The sequence below is a fragment of the Listeria weihenstephanensis genome (genome assembly GCF_003534205.1).
Taxonomy (GTDB): domain Bacteria; phylum Bacillota; class Bacilli; order Lactobacillales; family Listeriaceae; genus Listeria_A; species Listeria_A weihenstephanensis.
In genome coordinates this window covers 2,343,204-2,361,736 of the sequence record NZ_CP011102.1, presented here as the reverse complement: position 1 = coordinate 2,361,736, position 18,533 = coordinate 2,343,204, and the positions used below count along the sequence as shown (strand labels likewise).

At 42.5% G+C, this 18,533-nt stretch carries 14 protein-coding genes; 11 read left to right on the top strand and 3 right to left on the bottom strand.

What is annotated here, in order from left to right; genetic code table 11:
• From purN to purD, 3 genes are read left to right on the top strand one after another with little or no spacing between them, the layout of a single operon-like run.
• The gene (gene purN / locus UE46_RS11485; RefSeq protein WP_036061617.1) at positions 1–561 is read left to right on the top strand and encodes a phosphoribosylglycinamide formyltransferase; all 561 of its coding nucleotides are present in this window, start codon (positions 1–3) and stop codon (positions 559–561) included.
• Positions 558–2,087 carry a bifunctional phosphoribosylaminoimidazolecarboxamide formyltransferase/IMP cyclohydrolase gene (gene purH, locus UE46_RS11480; protein WP_118907634.1) on the top strand — a complete coding sequence of 510 codons (1,530 nt, stop codon included), beginning with the start codon at positions 558–560 and terminating at the stop codon, positions 2,085–2,087. The genes purN and purH overlap by 4 nt, the downstream gene beginning before the upstream one ends.
• Positions 2,088–2,104: 17 nt before the next feature.
• On the top strand, positions 2,105–3,367 hold the full coding sequence (purD, locus tag UE46_RS11475; protein ID WP_118907633.1) for a phosphoribosylamine--glycine ligase: 1,263 nt from the start codon (positions 2,105–2,107) through the stop codon (positions 3,365–3,367).
• A gap of 57 nt (positions 3,368–3,424) precedes the next feature.
• Here purD and UE46_RS11470 read toward each other — a convergent pair whose 3' ends face one another.
• Entirely contained in the window at positions 3,425–5,275 is a 1,851-nt protein-coding gene (locus UE46_RS11470; protein WP_036061619.1) for a DUF2207 domain-containing protein, read from the bottom strand.
• A gap of 127 nt (positions 5,276–5,402) precedes the next feature.
• Between UE46_RS11470 and UE46_RS11465 the strand changes: the two genes are divergently transcribed.
• Positions 5,403–5,696, top strand: coding sequence for a YerC/YecD family TrpR-related protein (locus UE46_RS11465; RefSeq protein WP_118907632.1), 294 nt, complete (start codon positions 5,403–5,405; stop codon positions 5,694–5,696).
• Between the two features lie 102 nt (positions 5,697–5,798).
• Here UE46_RS11465 and UE46_RS11460 read toward each other — a convergent pair whose 3' ends face one another.
• A complete protein-coding gene (locus UE46_RS11460) occupies positions 5,799–7,148 on the bottom strand; it encodes a sodium-dependent transporter (protein ID WP_036061620.1) in 1,350 nt (449 codons plus the stop codon).
• A 527-nt stretch (positions 7,149–7,675) separates the two neighbouring features.
• Here UE46_RS11460 and pcrB point away from each other — a divergent pair.
• The 7 genes from pcrB to gatB all read left to right on the top strand — a co-directional run bounded on the left by pcrB (position 7,676) and on the right by gatB (position 17,045).
• Positions 7,676–8,341, top strand: a complete 666-nt coding sequence (pcrB, locus tag UE46_RS11455) for a heptaprenylglyceryl phosphate synthase (RefSeq protein ID WP_036061622.1) — start codon at positions 7,676–7,678, stop codon at positions 8,339–8,341.
• Between the two features lie 71 nt (positions 8,342–8,412).
• A complete protein-coding gene (gene pcrA / locus UE46_RS11450; protein ID WP_036061623.1) occupies positions 8,413–10,611 on the top strand; it encodes a DNA helicase PcrA in 2,199 nt (732 codons plus the stop codon).
• Positions 10,612–10,625: 14 nt separating this feature from the next.
• Entirely contained in the window at positions 10,626–12,641 is a 2,016-nt protein-coding gene (gene ligA, locus UE46_RS11445) for an NAD-dependent DNA ligase LigA (RefSeq protein ID WP_036061624.1), read from the top strand.
• On the top strand, positions 12,638–13,759 hold the full coding sequence (locus UE46_RS11440; RefSeq protein WP_118907631.1) for a CamS family sex pheromone protein: 1,122 nt from the start codon (positions 12,638–12,640) through the stop codon (positions 13,757–13,759). Before ligA ends, UE46_RS11440 begins: the two co-directional genes overlap by 4 nt.
• A gap of 67 nt (positions 13,760–13,826) precedes the next feature.
• On the top strand, positions 13,827–14,120 hold the full coding sequence (gene gatC / locus UE46_RS11435; protein ID WP_118907630.1) for an Asp-tRNA(Asn)/Glu-tRNA(Gln) amidotransferase subunit GatC: 294 nt from the start codon (positions 13,827–13,829) through the stop codon (positions 14,118–14,120).
• Positions 14,121–14,147: 27 nt separating this feature from the next.
• A complete protein-coding gene (gene gatA / locus UE46_RS11430) occupies positions 14,148–15,599 on the top strand; it encodes an Asp-tRNA(Asn)/Glu-tRNA(Gln) amidotransferase subunit GatA (RefSeq protein WP_036061625.1) in 1,452 nt (483 codons plus the stop codon).
• A 15-nt stretch (positions 15,600–15,614) separates the two neighbouring features.
• Positions 15,615–17,045 (top strand): Asp-tRNA(Asn)/Glu-tRNA(Gln) amidotransferase subunit GatB, encoded by a 1,431-nt coding sequence (gene gatB / locus UE46_RS11425; RefSeq protein ID WP_036061627.1) that lies wholly within the window; start codon positions 15,615–15,617, stop codon positions 17,043–17,045.
• 142 nt (positions 17,046–17,187) lie between these two features.
• On the opposite strand, the gene UE46_RS11420 is transcribed toward gatB, so the two are convergent.
• A complete protein-coding gene (locus UE46_RS11420) occupies positions 17,188–18,411 on the bottom strand; it encodes an ISL3 family transposase (RefSeq protein WP_118907367.1) in 1,224 nt (407 codons plus the stop codon).
• Between the last annotated feature and the right edge of the window lie 122 nt (positions 18,412–18,533).

Sequence of the window (18,533 nt, the reverse complement as noted above, 5' to 3'; positions counted from 1 at the left end):
ATGAAAATAGCGATTTTTGCTTCGGGATCGGGTAGTAATTTTCAGGCGCTTGTGGACGATGCGATGATTAAAGAATCGGTGGCGTTGCTTGTTTGTGATAAACCGGGCGCGTATGTGTTGGAACGAGCAGAGGCAGCTGGAATTCCAGTGTTTGTCTTTGCTCCGAAGGCTTTTGCGGATAAAGCGGCTTTTGAACGGGAAATCGTGGCTAAATTGCAGGAATCAGGGGTAGAATTTCTCGTTTTGGCGGGATATATGCGCTTGATTGGGCCGACGTTATTGGGAGCGTATGAAAATAAGATTGTCAATTTGCATCCGTCGTTACTTCCGTCGTTTCCTGGAAAAGATGCGATGGGACAGGCGGTTGTCGCGGGTGTAACGGAAACGGGTGTCACCGCGCATTTTGTAGATGCTGGAATGGACACGGGGCCGATTATCGCACAGCAGTCGGTTGCTATTTTGCCAGATGATACGGTGGAATCGCTTGCGACGAGAATACATAAGGTTGAGCATGCGTTTTATCCAGAAGTGGTCAAAAAAATAATAGGGGGACAATCATGAAAAGAGCGTTAATTAGTGTGTCAGATAAAACTGGTGTTGTGGAGTTCGCGAAATCGCTTGTGGGGCTTGGTTTTGAGATTATTTCAACGGGTGGAACGAAGAAGGCGCTTGAGGATAGTGCGGTTCCAGTGATTGGAATTGAGGAAGTGACTGGTTTTCCAGAGATGTTAGACGGACGTGTGAAGACGCTACATCCGGCGATTCATGGGGGTTTGCTTGCTCGTCGCGATGATGCGGCGCACATGCAGGCGATCGCGGATCATGATATTGCTAAAATTGATCTCGTTTGTGTGAATTTATATCCGTTCCAAGAAACGATTGCGAAGCCTGGCGTGAAGCTGGGTGAGGCGATTGAAAATATCGATATTGGCGGTCCTTCGATGTTACGTTCGGCGGCGAAAAACTATGCGGCGGTGACAGTCGTAGTTGATAGCACGGATTATGCGCCTGTTTTAGCGGAACTTGGCGATCATGGCGCGGTCACTTTTGAAACGAATCAGCGTTTGGCCGCGAAGGTTTTCCGTCATACGGCGGCTTATGATGCGTTGATTGCGGGTTATTTAACGGAGATTGTCGGTGAGGAATTCCCTGAAAAATTAACATTGACTTATAATAAGAAACAAGATTTGCGATATGGCGAGAATCCGCATCAGGAGGCGGCTTTTTATACAGAACCATTGGGTACGCAAAACTCGATTAGTGAGGCGAAACAACTGCACGGCAAGGAGTTGTCGTATAATAATATTCGTGATACGGATGCGGCGCTTCGAATTGCATCAGAATTTACGGAACCTGTAGCGGTGGCTGTAAAACATATGAATCCGTGCGGTGTCGGTGTTGGTGAAACGTCAGAAGAAGCGTATTTGAAGGCCTATGAAGCGGATGAGACTTCGATTTTTGGTGGCATTGTTGCGATTAATCGGGAAGTCGATGCGGCGACGGCGACACATATGAGTCAGATTTTCCTGGAAATCATTATTGCGCCGAGTTTTTCGGAGGAAGCATTCGCGATTTTAGCGCAGAAGAAGAATATTCGCTTGTTGACAGTTCCTTTTGCGGGTCCTGTGAATGCGGTGGAAAAAACGTCGGTGATTGGTGGATTGTTGTTGCAAGATGGCGACGCGGTGGCAGAGGATGTGGCGACGTATGAAGTCGTGACAGATGCGCAACCGACAGAAAGTGAGTGGAAAGCTCTCGTTGCCCAATGGAAAATTGTGAAGCACGTGAAGTCGAATGCGATTGTTGTTGGGAATGCTTCACAAACGCTTGGCATTGGCGCGGGTCAGATGAATCGGATTGGTTCGGCGCTGATTGCCTTGAATCAAGCGGGAGATAAGGCGCAGGGAGCAGTTCTGGCTTCGGATGCCTTCTTCCCGATGGACGATACGGTGGAAGCTGCGGCTAAAGCTGGGATTAAAGCGATTATCCAACCAGGTGGCTCGATCAAGGATAAAGATTCGATTGCGATGGCGAATAAGTATGGTATTGCAATGGTTCTCACACATGTCCGACATTTCAAACATTAAAGGAGCGTGTCAATGCGATGAAAATTTTAGTTGTTGGAAGCGGTGGTCGTGAGCATGCGATCAGTAAGAAATTGCTTGAAAGTAACGATGTAGAAACGGTATTTTGCGCCCCTGGAAATGATGGGATGTTGGGCGATGGTATTGAAACGCACGCTATTTCAGAGACAGACGCGACGGCTTTGATTCTTTTTGCGAAAGAGCAGGCTGTCGATTGGGTCATTGTCGGTCCAGAAGTGCCACTGCTAAACGGTTTGGTGGATGAGTTTGAAGAAGCTGGGATCAAAGCTTTCGGACCATCGAAAAAAGCAGCCTTAATTGAGGGAAGCAAGGATTTTGCGAAACAGTTCATGAAAAAATACGCGATTCCGACAGCTGATTCGGAGTCGTTTACGGATTACGAGAAAGCGTATCTATACTTACAAGAAAAAGGTGTACCAATCGTGATAAAAGCGGATGGTTTAGCGGCTGGAAAAGGTGTCGTGGTCGCTTTTGATATGGAAGAAGCGGTACTTGCTTTAAAAGATATGATGTTGGACAGTAAGTTTGGCGAGGCTTCTGCGAAAGTGGTGATTGAGGACTTTTTAGCTGGGGAGGAATTTTCACTGATGGCTTTCGTACGCGGTGAAAAAGTGTACCCGATGGCGATTGCGCAAGATCATAAACGGGCATATGAAGGCGATAAAGGACCAAATACAGGTGGAATGGGCGCTTATTCGCCTGTGCCGCACATAGCGCAAACCATTGTCGATGAAGCGATTCAGAAAATTTTATTTCCAGCGGCAAAAGGGATGGTCGCAGAGGGGCGTTCGTTTTCTGGCATTTTGTATGCAGGCTTAATTGTGACCGAAGATGGGCCAAAAGTGATTGAGTTTAACGCGCGCTTTGGAGATCCTGAAACGCAAGTGGTGTTACCTCGCTTGAAATCTGATTTTGCGAAGGTTATCGATACTTTGTTGCGCGACCGGGAACCAGTGCTTGAATGGGAATCGGAAGGGGTTACGCTTGGTGTCGTCTTGGCGAGTGCTGGATATCCTGAGGATTACGCGAAAGGTAATGTGATTACTGGGCTTGCGGATGTGGAGGCTGAGGTTTTCCACGCGGGAACGAAGCGGGCAAAAGATGGCGATGCTTTTCTATCTAATGGTGGGCGAGTGTTGCTTGTGTCGACAACGGCTGAATCGATGACAGAAGCGCAAACACAACTTTATAAAGAAATGAAGAAGCTTGATAACCCAGATTTCTTTTATCGGATGGACATTGGAACGAAGGCTATGAGATAAGAAAAACGTGCAGTATAACTCAAAAATTTTGAGATGTACTGCACGTTTTTTAATAGATTAGAAAGCGCCGCCGCCTGAACCACCGCCACCTCCACCGCTGGAGCCGCCGCTGAATCCACCGCCACTTCCTGTGGTTGAGGATGTACTGCTTGCCAATGCACCACTAAAGGAGCTTTCGAAAGAGTTTTGGAAGCTTTCTGCAAACGCTGTGTCCATATTTGCGTGGTTTACACTGCCCAGCATTGCGCCACCGTAGTAATAGTAAAGCAATCCAGAATGCTGCTGTACTTGCTCTGGTGTGAAGTGAATCGATGCTGCTTTTAGGACTTCTTTTGTTAGTCCGAGCGAGATAGCATAGGACAAGTAATGATCCCAGATCGCAATCGATCCTACATCAGCAATATCCAGGTTTCCAACATCTTTAATGTAGCGCTTAAAGGCATGCCATTTTGCAAACTCTTCTGCACCTTTTTGATGTTTAACAGGAAGCAACGTTGCACTAAATACAATGATGATGGCAAAGGATAAAACACCTATGATTAACGCGAAGATAGAAAAATTGCTCGTAAAGATGCTGAATAACACGAGACCAAGACCAATCAGAAAATTGATAAGACTAGCGCTAGATAATAGCTTATTCGCCTTGGAAGTAGCTGATTTATTAATATAGCGATATGTTTTTGTTTCTTTTTCGACCGCCCTTTTCCAACTTGAAAATGAGCTAGTGAAGGCTTTACTATTTTTCTTTGCATAGCTGTTTATTTCTTTTAAAGTGACTTTTTCGCCATCTCCAACCTTATCTAACAACCATTTTATCAAGGTTTGTTCATGGTTTAAAAGCGTGTTAGGAGATGGTACAGGTACTCTGGATATGATGAATGTTGCCTTTTTCTTATTTCCAGAAGGATCAGGTAATTCTTCGATGGTCAGTTGTCTTTTGCGTACCAAGTCCATAATCGTTGCAACGATATCTTTAGCGCCAAGTTTGGAATATATCAGCTTATTCATGACGGCTGGTGACATGTCTGTTGGAATATCATGAAAATATCGATCTTGAAATACTGCTTTTTTTGGTTGTATAAACTTTACGTATATCCTGATGAGCGTGATGATTGTGAAAAGTAGCATCAGAATACTACCACCGTAAAAGATCCATTTCGTTAGTGCTCTTTTTGTATTGGCTTGCTCGGCAAGTTTGGCTTCCTGCGCTTGAATATCAGCTTTTTTATCAATCGCTTGGATATTTTGATTACTTGGTACAATATTATTTGGAAAAATGACGTGAGCTTCCACAAATTGTCCTGGTTTGACGTTATCCGCGTACAGTTTCACGATTTTGTTATCTTGCAGTGAAATGTTGCCATCTAGTGGTCCATGTGCCCAGGCTTGTAATTCGCCGTTTTGCGTTTCTTTTGGTAGCGTAATCGTAATCGCGACACGATCCAGCGTTTCTTCCCAATTCTTCCCGACGAGTTTTCGATTAAATTCTGCGGTATCGTTGTAGCTTGTAACGGCATTTTTTAAAGTATACTGGTAGACAAACTCTTTCGTTGCTGTATCAGTTGGGGAATACACACGGATTTTTAAGGTATCATTGCTATCGTAATCAGCTTTGAAAGTACCTGTCTTTCCAGAGTCGCTCTTGACGAAAGGTGTGCCATCAACAAATACTTGCAAATCGGTAATATCGGGAAGTCCTGATGTATCAATATCCATCGTCGCCCCATTAAACGAGCCATCGAAATCATAGCGGACATTTTCGGTGATAATTGCCGTTCCGTTTTGCTGAATTTGGACATAGTTTTCATAGTTTGGTATTGTAAAAGAGCGATCCGCCGAGACTGGCAGATGGAATGTTACGAGAATTGCGAATAAGAGTGAGAAAAATAAGATAATTTTAGTTTTCATGTTGAGCCTCCCTTTTATAAACATATTATAGCATGTTCATAAAGCTTTTTGAACCTTCTTGTTGTGTTATTCACACTAGTACGTTAAAATGGTAAAGAAGAGTCTAAAGTAAAATGGAGGTATACACATGCAAATAGAAAAATTGCGTGGTGAAGGTCTAGATACGTTTTTTAAAGGGATCTTAGCACTGGAGAATTTAGAAGAATGTTATGCTTTCTTCGATGATGTATGCACAGTAAATGAAATTCAATCTATGTCGCAGCGCTTTCAAGTAGCTAAAATGCTGCATGATGGCAAGACGTATAATGTTATTGAGGCTGAGACAGGTGCTAGTACAGCAACGATTTCTCGCGTAAAACGTTCCCTTAATTATGGAAATGATATGTATGAAGTAGTATTCGATCGAATGAAAGATAAATAAAAGCATAACCCAAATAAATCGGCGACAAGCGCTCCATTTATTTAAAGCAGGATGCACGTCTTACCCATAAAAGTGGGATTCGTGGCACCCTGCTTTCTTTATTTAGAAAGGTAGTAGTCCAATAGCGGATAGAAAGATGAGGATAATCGCGATTGGAGCAACATATTTTAGTAATAGCAACCAAGTCATAAATAATTTTTTCCCATATCGACTACTTGCTGTGAATTCATCCCATAGTAGTTGGCGAGGGAGTCGGAAACCAACGAAAATAGCGGTAAATAGAGCACCTAGAGGTAGAATGATATTAGATGCAACGTAATCAAATGCTCCGAAAATGGTCATTCCAAAGATACTTATTTCGTTCCAAATTCCCAAGCTAAGCGCTGCTGGGATAGCTAGCAAGAATACGATACCACCAACGATCCAGGTGGCTATGGAACGGCTTCCTAATTTTTTTATAAATGGAGCAGTAGCAGTCTCAAGCAGTGAAAAGCTGGAAGTTAATGCTGCAAAAAAGAAAAGGATGAGGAACACAATAAAGAAGAATGTGCCAAACGGTAATTGGTTAAAGATCGACGGCAATATCACGAAAAGGATACCAGGTCCTGCGTCGGGAATGACACCAAACGAAAAGACAGCAGGGAAAATAGCGAGTCCAACGAACAGAGAAATAATCATATTTATGACAGCAACGGATGTAGATGCAGCGGGAATGCTTATTTTTCGATCTAAGTAAGAACCGTATGTCACCATCACAGAAATCCCAACGCTGAGTGAGAAAAAGGCTTGCCCTAAAATAATGATTATACTTTTACTGTTAATTTCTGAGAAGTCAGGACGCAAGAAGTATTGAAGTCCTTCTATGGCATTTGGCAACGTTAACGAGCGAATAATTAGAATAATGAACAGCAGGAATAACGCAGGTATCATGATTTTGCTCATAGGCTCAATTCCCGTTCTAATCCCTTGCGATACAACGAGGATAACAAGGAGAAGGAAAATAGCCGTCCCAGCGATAGCGATAGCCGTATTTGCCGTTGCCATATCGAATTGAAGCGCAAGTTGTGCTTGATCGCCGTGGCTTACTGAACCGCTAATAGCCTTCACGATATAACTTAAAATCCAGCCACCGACAACTCCGTAGAAAGCGAGGACTAGAATCGAGCCAAACACGCCCAGCTTACCGAGCCAATTCCAGCGTGTACCAGGGGCCAGAATTCGGTATGAATGAATCGCATCGCTTTGTGAGTGTCGCCCGATGATATATTCCCCAATTAAAATAGGTAGTACGATCACAAAAGTGAGGATAGTAAAAAGAATAAAGAATGCGCCACCACCAGCTGTTGAAGCGACATAGGGTAATTTCCAAATCGCGCCAATTCCGATGGCAGAACCAGCAGAAGCAAGAATAAATCCCGATTTTGAGCTCCATTGTTCTCTATTATTTTTCATTTACGACTTCCTTTCCAATCAAAAAAGACCTGAAAAACATGAAAAGGTCTTCGATCATGTAGGATCCAAATTTATAAACTTATCATAGCACAGAATTTTTCCTATTGCATCCCTATATTGGGAAAGTTAAAGATTTTTATAAAAGCATTCGGGAAGTGATGCGAGATGGTGGCAAAAATGGTATAATTGTTGATAGCGTTCAAACAAAGTGAGTTACGCTATCAATATGCATAAGAGCGAAGCGAGTATGTAATCCCCCAGTGGCGTGAGACGCTAAACAGGAAAGCTTGGGAAATGGAGAGCAGAAGCGATTACGCTGCGCTAAGAAAACAAGACAAGTGAGTTACACTATCAATATGCATAAGAGCGAAGCGAGTATGCAATCCCCCAGTGGCGTGAGACGCAGAACAGGAAAGCTCGGTAAGTGAAGAGCAGAAGCGATTACGTTGCGCTAAGAAAACAAGACAAGTGATCAATAGGCATACGCGAGTATATCAAACAGATTATCCATCGATGGAGGGGCTTCATTGAGACATTTATTTAAATTAGATCCCGCAAAAAAGCTTCCTGATGGGGCAACCGAGCGATTGGTTCAGTCTGGGACGGATGGTTTTATTATTGGTGGATCAGATGGGCTGCTTTTAGAAGAAGTACAGGAATTGTTTCGAACTTTTTCAAGTTTTGGGTTACCCGTTTTTATTGAAGTAAGTGATGAGGCGATGGTTTTTCCCGGAGCGAGTGAATATTTGATTCCAATGGTGTTAAATACGACAGATGTAAATTGGCTGTTGGGTGCGCATCACAAGATTGTGAAGGATTATGGTGACTTTATTCCGTGGCCATATGTCTTAGTAGAAGGATATTGTATTTTAAATCCGGATGCAAAAGCAGCGCAACTTGCGAAGGCAAATACAGATTTGTCGACGGAGGATGTGGCGGCATACGCTAGCATTGCGGAAAATATGTTGAAGTTGCCGATTTTTTATGTGGAATATAGCGGCACTTTTGGTGATGTTAAGATGCTTTTGGCCGCGCGTGCAGAGCTTGTTAACACGAAGCTTTGGTATGGTGGAGGTATTAGGACAGTAGAACAGGCAGCACAGATGGGGAAAATCGCGGATGTGATTATCGTAGGTAATATTTTATATGAAGATTTTGAGCAGGCGTTGGAAACGGTGAGTGCGGTACGATAATTTTACTTGCTTTCGGTTGTTTAAAAAGTTAAAATAAGAACAAATGTTTGTATTGGTGGTGCGAGGATAAAATGCAATTAAATGCGGAAGATTTAGTAAAAGGATTGAATCCTGAACAGAAGAAGGCGGTTCAAGCAACAGAAGGACCCCTTTTAATTATGGCTGGGGCAGGTAGTGGTAAGACGCGGGTTTTGACGCATCGAATTGCTTATTTGATGAAAGAACGTGGCGTGAATCCCTATAATATTTTGGCGATTACGTTTACGAATAAAGCGGCGCGTGAGATGAAAGCGCGTGTAGGTAATTTACTTGGACCAGAAGCGGAATCTATTTGGATTTCAACGTTTCACTCGATGTGCGTGCGTATTTTGCGTCGTGATATTGAACGTCTTGGTTTTAACCGCAATTTCACGATTTTAGATGGTGGAGATCAGCTTTCTGTCGTGAAAGGTATTCTAAAAGAAAAGAATGTGGACACGAAGAAATTTGAACCGCGCGGCATTTTGGCGTCTATTAGTAATGCCAAGAATGAACTGACAAATGCGGAAGAGTACAAGAAGGAAGCGTTTGGTTTTTATGATCAGATGGTTGCGGATGTATACGTAGAATATGAGAAGAAACTGAAAAAGAATCAGTCGCTCGATTTTGATGATTTAATTATGGTGACGATTCAGCTATTTGAACGCGTTCCTGAGGTACTTGAATATTATCAACGGAAGTTCCAGTATATTCATGTAGATGAGTATCAAGATACCAATCATGCACAATATATTTTGGTGAAATTGCTTGCAGCGAGATTCCGTAATCTTTGCGTTGTTGGTGATTCCGATCAATCGATTTATGGCTGGCGTGGTGCGGATATTACGAATATTATGTCGTTTGAAAAGGATTATCCGAACGCGCAGACGATTCTTTTAGAAGAAAATTATCGTTCTACAAAGCGGATTTTAGAGGCAGCGAACCGGGTTATTGAGAATAATAGTAATCGTAAGCCGAAGAATTTGTGGACGAATAATGATGAAGGTAAGAAAATTTTCTATCACAAAGCATTGACGGAGAAGGAAGAAGCAGCTTATGTTGTGGCGAAGATTCAAGAAGAGGTTACAGCATCGAGTCGCCCACTTTCTGATTTTGCGATTCTGTATAGAACCAACGCACAATCTCGTGTTATGGAAGAATTTTTCATGAAATCGAGTATGGCGTACCAAATGGTTGGCGGTACGAAGTTCTACGATCGAAAAGAGATCAAGGATGTACTGGCCTATTTGCGCCTCATTTCGAACAATGCGGATGACATCAGTTTGGCACGTATTATTAATGTTCCAAAACGTGGTGTTGGTGCGGGTTCTATGGATAAAATTGCGAACATGGCGGTAGCGTATGACCTGACTATTTTTGAAGTGTTAGATCGGATTGAAATGGTTGGCTTATCTGCTAAAATTGCGAAACAGCTCGTAGAATTTCATGATTTGATTAATGGATTCACGCAAATGCAAGACTATTTATCTGTAACGGAGCTCGTGGAAGAGGTACTTGAAAAAACGGGATATCGTGACATGTTGAAAAACGAACGGACTATTGAAGCACAGGCACGTTTAGAGAATATTGACGAGTTCCTATCTGTGACGCAAAACTTTGAAAAAGAGAGCGACGATAAAACATTGGTTGCATTTTTGGAAGATTTAGCGCTTGTTGCAGATATTGATAAATTAGACGAGGATGAAGATAAATCACAAGGTGCCGTGACCCTGATGACATTACACTCAGCGAAAGGCCTCGAGTTCCCAGTTGTCTTTTTAGTGGGGCTAGAAGAAGGAATTTTCCCTCATAGTCGTGCTTTGCTTGAAGAAGACGAAATGGAAGAAGAACGCCGATTAGCTTATGTTGGGATTACGCGTGCAGAAGAGGAATTATACATTACGAGTGCGTATTCACGGATGCTTTACGGGCGATCTACAGCGAATAAAGAGTCGCGTTTTATTGATGAGATTCCGCATGATTTACTGGAATTAGCACATGAAAATAGCTTAACAGAAGTACCGTTTGCGAAGTCAGCAATGCACAGCAAATCGGTGGTTGGCTATAGTTCTTCTGGTGCGGAAAAAGAAGCGTGGACAGTTGGCGACAAAGCGAGTCACAAGAAGTGGGGCGTTGGAACGGTTGTCAGCGTGAAAGGAACTGGGAGCAACATGGAGCTTGATATTGCATTCCCAAGTCCAACTGGTGTCAAACGATTGCTGGCGGAATTCGCGCCTGTTGAAAAAGTATAAGTAGGTGAGTAAAAATGGCTGAAAGAGAACGTTATGAAGAATTGACGAGGGAACTTGAACGACTTAGTTATGAATACTATGTGGCGGATAATCCAACCGCACCAGATTCCCTCTACGATCAACTTTTGCATGAACTTATTGGACTGGAAGAAAAGCACCCCGATTGGATAACGCCTGAATCGCCTTCACAGCGCGTAGGTGGAGAGGTTTTGGCAGGTTTTCAAAAAGTAGCACATGAAACGCCGATGCTTAGTCTTGGAAATGCGTTTAATGAAGAGGATTTGCAGGATTTCGATCGTCGTGTCCGTGAAAAAGTAGGCGATGACGTAGCTTATATGTGCGAGTTGAAAATTGATGGTCTGGCGGTTTCACTACAGTATGAGGATGGAACGTATAAGCGCGGAGCAACGCGTGGTGATGGTACGGTTGGGGAAGATATCACGTCTAACTTACGAACCATCCGCTCGATTCCAATGAAGCTAAAAGAACCGTTTACGATTGAAGTTCGTGGCGAAGCGTTCATGCCAAAGCAGTCATTTCAAAGCTTGAATGAGAAACGAGAAGAAGATGGGTTAGAGGTCTTTGCGAATCCGCGGAATGCGGCGGCGGGATCTTTACGCCAGCTTGATACAAAAATTGCGGCTTCACGAAATCTTGATATTTTCTTATATGCTGTTGCTGATTTCGGTGAGATGGGTGTGGCGACACATAGTGAAGGTTTGGCGATGCTTGAGAAATTAGGCTTAAAAGTGAACAAAGAACGGCGTTTATGCCAATCTTTAGATGAAATTTTTGCATATATTGAGGAATGGACAGAGGCGCGTGCAGGACTTGCTTATGATATTGATGGTATCGTAATCAAAGTGGATAGCTTGGAGCAACAGCAAACGCTTGGTTTTACGGCTAAATCTCCACGTTGGTCGATCGCTTATAAATTTAAAGCCGAAGAAGTGGAAACAAAATTGCTTGGGATTGAACTCGGTGTTGGTCGAACGGGTGTCGTGACGCCGACTGCTATTTTAGAAGCCGTTCGTGTGGCTGGAACGACTGTCGGGCGAGCATCTTTGCACAATGAAGACTTAATTCGAGACAAGGATATCCGAATTGGCGATACCGTGATGATTAAAAAAGCGGGCGATATTATTCCCGAAGTAATTCGTGTCGTGGAAGAAGCGCGTACTGGCGAACAAGTTCCTTATCATATGCCGACACATTGTCCAACATGTGAGAGTGAACTCGTGCGTCTTGAAGGTGAGGTTGCTTTGCGGTGTATCAATCCAAAGTGCCCAGCTCAGCTAAAAGAAGGCTTGATTCACTTTGTTTCGCGAAATGCGATGAACATCGATGGCCTAGGCGAAAAAGTAGTCGTTCAACTTTTTGAACAAGAATTAATTGCCGATGTCGCAGATTTGTTTTTCCTTTCGGGCGAAAAACTGGTAGAATTAGAGAGAATGGGTGAGAAATCCGTTCAAAACTTGTTGGCATCGATTGATAAAAGCCGTGCTAATTCACTAGAAAAATTATTATTCGGCCTCGGTATTCGACATGTTGGAGCAAAAGCAGCGAAAGTTTTAGCGCAGTATTTTGAAACGATGGATGAACTCCGTAAAGCAGAAAAAGAAGCGTTGATCGAAGTACCAGACATCGGTGAAAAAATGGCAGATTCGATTGTTGCGTATTTTGAGAATGAAGAAGTACATGATTTGTTAGCGAAGTTAGAAAAAGCAGGCGTCAATATGGTTTATACAGGTCCTAAGTTGGAACTAATGCCAGAAGAGTCACTTGTTTTTGCGAATCAAAAAGTCGTTCTAACGGGGAAATTAGAGCATTTGAAACGCGAAGAAGCCAAAGCGTTAATTGAAAGTTTAGGCGGAAATGTAACGGGGAGCGTCAGTAAAAATACAGATGTTGTTGTGGCAGGCAGTGATGCTGGATCTAAACTGGCTAAAGCCGAGGAATTGGGCATACCAGTGTGGAGCGAGCAAAAATTAATGGAATATTTACCAGATGAAGGTGGTCAAAACGAATGAAAAAATTACTTGTAGTTTCCCTTAGCGCCGCACTTTTACTTGCAGGATGCGCCCCGAGCCTTAATTCGGATGAGCAGGTTGTACAGAAAAAAGATACGAAGCAAGCCGAAACTGGCATTATGACAAAAAATCAAATTTCAGCAGATTACTACAAAACCGTGTTACCGTATAAAGCGAGTAAATCACGTGGTTTAGTCGTATCAAACATCAACTCACGCTATGATATTAATGAGCTTGAATCAGGCCTGATGCGTGTTTCCCAACAAAATTATTCCCCTGATGATTATCTTTTTCAAGAAGGACAGTATTTGACGACAGAGACATTGACGAAGTGGCTCGACCGTGAAAGTGCGACAAATAAAGATGGATTGAACCCGAAGGATAATGGGAAAGATGGCGAAAACCGTGCGCCTATTTATTTAGCGCATATTTTAGAACAAGATTATTTAAAGAAAACGGATAAAAATACGGTTGGGCTTGGTGGAATCTCGATTGCCCTTGCGATGAACTCCGTCGATTATTATCAAAAAGAGAAGTATGGCGCGACGTATGAGCAAAATATTTCTGATAGTGCTTTATTAACACAAGGTAAAGAAATGGCTGCGACCGTTTTGAATCGAATTCGTGCTACAAAAGGATTGGATAGTGTTCCTGTAACGATTGCAATCTATAAACAAGGAAAGCGTGACGGCGTTGTTCCCGGTAATTTTATTGCGATGACCTCGGCGAACGGGGCAGACCTTGGCAAATGGAAAACAATCGATGAGAAAAGTTATGTATTACCTTCCGCTGATGCAAAAGCGGATCATAAAACAGACAATACATCGTTTGAAGACTTTAAAGCAGACATCGAGAAGTACTATCCTAACTATACAGGTGTCGTTGGACGTGCTCGTTATGAAGACGGCGAGATGGCAGATTTGAATATCGATATTCCGCTACAATTTTATGGAGAGGCTGAGATTATTGGTTTCACGCAGTATGTGACCGATTTGCTTGGAAAACATCTCTCGACAAATGCGGCGATTCAGGTTAATATTACTACAACCGATGGTACAGCGGCGCTAATCACGCGTAAAGCAAATGATGATACACCAACCGCGCACATTTTTGACTGACCATTAAGTTTTAGGAAGAAAAGTGCCTTTGGTGCTTTTCTTCTGATTAATAAAGGAGGAAAAAACATTGACAACTATTTCAAAAGAAACAGTAGAACGAGTTGCGAACTTGGCACGACTCGAAGTAAGTGACCAAGAAGCAGAAAACTTTGCGACACAATTGGAAAAAATCATTCATATGGTGGAGAAGCTAGAAGAATTAGATACGGCGAACGTGGAGCCAACATCGCACGCGATTGAAGTATCCAATGTGCTTCGTGAAGATGTATCGATGGAAGGCTTGCCACGCGAAGAAGTACTAAAAAATGCGCCAGATAAGCAAGACGGCATGTTTAAAGTACCAACGATTATGGAAGACTAATTTTAGACAAATCAGGAGGGAATTAATTTGGGATTATTTGAGCATTCAGTAAAAGACCTACATGAAAAGCTTGTAAAAAAAGAAATCGCGCCATACGATCTTGTCAAAGAATCATTTGACCGTATTGATGCTGTAGAAGATAAAGTGAAGTCATTTATTACATTGAATCGTGATAAGGCGCTAGATATCGCAGAAGAACTTGGCGATGCTGGGATCGATCCGAACAATATGTTAGCTGGCTTACCGATTGGTATTAAAGACAATATCGTAACGAAAAACTTAAGAACAACCGCTGCAAGTAAAATTTTGGAGAACTTTGATCCGATTTATGATGCGACAGTTATGCAAAAATTAAAAGCTGCTCAAACTATTAATATTGGAAAAGTAAATTTGGATGAATTCGCCATGGGTTCTTCGACAGAAAATTCATATTTCCACACGACGGCTAACCCTTGGAATTTAAATAAAGTACCTGGTGGATCTTCAGGTGGTAGTGCTTCAAGTGTTGCTGCAGGGGAAGTATTATTTTCACTAGGATCAGATACTGGTGGCTCGATTCGTCAACCAGCTGCATTTTGTGGTGTCGTTGGGATGAAACCTACATATGGCCGCGTTTCTCGTTATGGTTTAGTTGCTTTTGCGTCATCCCTTGATCAAATTGGACCGATCACGCGTACGGTTGAAGATAATGCTTATTTGCTTGAAGCAATTTCAGGCGTGGATCCGTATGATTCTACATCGATTGACCAACCTGTAGATAATTTTGCGGCGCATTTAACTGGTGATATCAAAGGACTTCGCATTGGTGTACCAAAAGAATATCTTGGTGATGGCGTAGAACCTGGCGTGAAAGAATCCGTGATGAAAGCATTGAAAACATTAGAAGACTTAGGCGCTACATGGGACGAGGTATCATTGCCTCACTCTGAATACGGCGTTGCGAGTTATTATATTTTAGCATCAAGTGAAGCATCTTCAAACCTTGCACGTTTCGACGGCGTACGTTACGGTTACCGTTCACCAAACGCGCATACACTTGAAGAGCTTTACAAAAAATCACGTGCAGAAGGATTTGGCGATGAAGTAAAACGTCGTATCATGCTCGGTACTTTTGCCTTGAGCTCAGGATATTACGATGCGTACTACAAAAAAGGTCAGCAAGCACGTACGCTGATTAAACAAGATTTTGCGAATGTGTTTGCGAACTATGATGTTATTATCGGCCCAAGTGCGCCAACTGTCGCGTTTGATATCGGCGGATTGATTCACGATCCAATCACGATGTATCTGAACGATTTGCTTACGATTCCGATTAACTTGGCTGGACTTCCAGCAATCTCGGTTCCTTGTGGATTTTCAGAAGGTATGCCAGTTGGTTTACAAGTGATTGGTAACTATTTTGACGAGAAGACGATTTACCGTGTCGCACACGCATTTGAACAAGCTACAGAATTCCATAAAGAAAAACCAAGTTTATAAGGGAGGGCGAGACATATGAATTTTGAAACAGTAATCGGGCTTGAGGTCCATGTAGAATTGAAAACAGAATCCAAAATATTTTCGCCGGCACCTGCCCACTTTGGCGCTGAGCCGAATACGAATACACATGTGGTCGACCTTGGAATGCCAGGCGTCTTGCCAGTTTTGAATAAAAAAGCAGTGGAATACGGTATGAAAGCAGCGATGGCAATCAACTGTGAAATCGCAGAACATACGAAATTTGACCGTAAAAACTATTTCTATCCAGATAATCCGAAAGCGTACCAAATCTCGCAATTCGATAAACCAATCGGCGAACATGGCTGGATTGATGTGGAAGTAAATGGTGAGAAGAAACGTATCGGTGTTACACGTCTTCACTTAGAAGAAGATGCTGGTAAAAATACGCATACATCGCACGGTTACTCACTTGTTGACCTTAACCGTCAAGGTACACCGCTCGTTGAAATCGTATCGGAACCAGATATGCGCACAGCAGACGAAGCTTATGCGTACCTTGAAAAAATCAAATCAATCATCCAATATACGGGCGTTTCTGACGTGAAAATGGAAGAAGGATCGATGCGTTGTGATGCAAATATCTCAATTCGTCCCGTTGGCCAAGAAGAATTTGGTGTGAAAACGGAACTTAAAAACTTGAACTCTTTCACAAATGTGCGTAAAGGTATCGAATATGAAATCAAACGTCAAGCAGAAGTATTGATGGCTGGTGGCATTATTGAGCAAGAAACACGCCGTTTTGAAGAAGCAACAGGGAAAACAACATTGATGCGTATTAAAGAAGGTTCCGATGATTATCGTTATTTCCCAGAGCCAGATTTGGTGGATTTATATATTGATGATGCTTGGAAAGAACGCATTCGTGCTGAAATTCCTGAGCTTCCAGATAAACGCCAAGTGCGCTACGTAGCTGATCTTGGTTTGCCAGCGTATGACGCGATGGTATTAACGCTAACAAAAGAGATGTCCGATTTCTTTGAAGCGACAATCCAAGCAGGGGCGGATGCGAAACAAACGTCTAACTGGTTAATGGGTGAAGTTTCTGCCTATCTAAACGCAGAACAACAAGAGCTTACTGATACGAAATTAACACCTGAAAATCTTGCTGGTATGATTGGCTTGATTGAAAAAGGTACCATTTCATCTAAAATCGCCAAAAAAGTGTTCCGTGAGTTAATTACAAATGGTGGGGACGCTGAGGAAGTAGTGAAAGCAAAAGGCTTGATTCAAATTTCTGATGCCGGTGAGCTAAGAAGTATTATTTCTGGTATCTTAGATCAAAATGAACAATCCGTTACAGATTTCAAAAACGGAAAAGATCGCGCCGTCGGATTCCTAGTTGGTCAAGTAATGAAAGCAACAAAAGGCCAAGCAAATCCATCGATGGTAAACGAAATTTTAGTAGATGAAATGAATAAACGCTAAATTTATGGATAAGTTATTAGGAGCATGAACCTGTGTTCCTAATAACTTTTTTGCATTATATAGCAATTTTTTCGGCTCTTTGTCAATTGTTGGGGTGAAATATCGAGGTACAAGCTAGGGAAATAGTGGCTTGTACCTCTTTTTAGCCTACAGAAATGTCAAAATTTTTGATAAAGTGCTGGGCAAGTATTTTGGCGCGGAACCGTGAAAAGTTTTGATAGCCATAAGAAGTACGCTTGATGACCTTGGTTCGGTTGTTAATTCCTTCTACGAAACCATTGGACAGATGTGGGTAAATGAAGGCATTGATGATTTCTGTTTCCCAGCGTCGGAAAGTACCGATAGCTTTTATGAATTCTGGAAGCTGTTTGTCTTGTACGAGTTGATAGAAATCGTGTAAGGATTGACGAACGTCGCGGCGTTCTTGTGCTTTATTGGCATCAAACCAAGCCTGATAGGCTTCCTTGATGGTGTAGGCGGTTTGTAGATCAGGGTGCAAGCTTAAGTAACGGCGAATGATGCTTTTTTGCGCTGTATCCAGCTTATGAGATCGCTTGAAAAGGAGTTTTTGTATCCGTTTCCCGTGTTTTCGATCTTTTTCTGAAAAACGCTGTTGGACACGAACGCGGACTTTATTCAGCGCCCAATAGATGTAGCGAGAGAAGTGGAAAGAATCGGCAATAATAACTGGTTTGTCAAGAGCTTGTTGCACAGCGTTTTTGAAGGTCGAGCTCAAATCCATGATAACCATCTCTACCTGATGCCCGCGTTCTCTTAAATAACGTTGAATGGTTTTGGCGCGACGGTTTTCTAAGATATCAATGGGGCGACGAGTCATGGGGTCAGCGATAATGAGTTGGAATTTGCCTTTGTCGGTATCTCCCTTGAACTCATCGATAGCGATGACTTTAGGAAGAGCGACGGGAGGCGTGGAAAAGGCTTCTGTACGCGCGTCGAATAGGCGCATAATTTTAGGTGCGGTGGTTCCAAACGTTCTGGCAGTATAGGTAAAGGAGGGGGCAGAGATACTATGGAAAAGGGCTGCTTGATGCCAAGATGTCGAAAAACGCTGATAGCGTGCCACAAGTCCTTGATTTTTTTCATCAAATGATTTTCCGCAGGAACAAGCATATCTGCGTTTTCGATAGTGCACATAGACACGTTTTTCTGCGACTTTTAGATGTTGGAAAGTGTGCGTACGATAGTCTTTAATGCGATCTGTCCGTGTTTTACAAGAGGGGCAGGCATGTTTTTTTCGTTTTAGTTGGATATGAATGTGGCAGATATGATTTTCAATCGAATAATCAAGAAGTTGGATGTTTTTATTTTCTAAACCGATGAGTTGTATGATAAAATGGTCTGGCATGGTAATATCGCTCCTTTGGATTGGGTTTCGTCACTTTTATCTTAAAGGATTTTGATATTACTGTGTATTTTTTTGTCTTGAAATGAGAACAAAAAAATGCGGAGGTAGATTATTTTCTACCC

Bases quoted from the DNA above. Each gene is read 5' to 3' on its own strand.
- purN (WP_036061617.1), top strand. From the start codon at position 1: ATGAAAATAGCGATTTTTGCTTCGGGATCGGGTAGTAATTTTCAGGCG.
- purH (WP_118907634.1), top strand. From the start codon at position 558: ATGAAAAGAGCGTTAATTAGTGTGTCAGATAAAACTGGTGTTGTGGAG.
- purD (WP_118907633.1), top strand. From the start codon at position 2,105: ATGAAAATTTTAGTTGTTGGAAGCGGTGGTCGTGAGCATGCGATCAGT.
- UE46_RS11470 (WP_036061619.1), bottom strand. From the start codon at position 5,275: ATGAAAACTAAAATTATCTTATTTTTCTCACTCTTATTCGCAATTCTC.
- UE46_RS11465 (WP_118907632.1), top strand. From the start codon at position 5,403: ATGCAAATAGAAAAATTGCGTGGTGAAGGTCTAGATACGTTTTTTAAA.
- UE46_RS11460 (WP_036061620.1), bottom strand. From the start codon at position 7,148: ATGAAAAATAATAGAGAACAATGGAGCTCAAAATCGGGATTTATTCTT.
- pcrA (WP_036061623.1), top strand. From the start codon at position 8,413: ATGCAATTAAATGCGGAAGATTTAGTAAAAGGATTGAATCCTGAACAG.
- ligA (WP_036061624.1), top strand. From the start codon at position 10,626: ATGGCTGAAAGAGAACGTTATGAAGAATTGACGAGGGAACTTGAACGA.
- UE46_RS11440 (WP_118907631.1), top strand. From the start codon at position 12,638: ATGAAAAAATTACTTGTAGTTTCCCTTAGCGCCGCACTTTTACTTGCA.
- gatB (WP_036061627.1), top strand. From the start codon at position 15,615: ATGAATTTTGAAACAGTAATCGGGCTTGAGGTCCATGTAGAATTGAAA.
- UE46_RS11420 (WP_118907367.1), bottom strand. From the start codon at position 18,411: ATGCCAGACCATTTTATCATACAACTCATCGGTTTAGAAAATAAAAAC.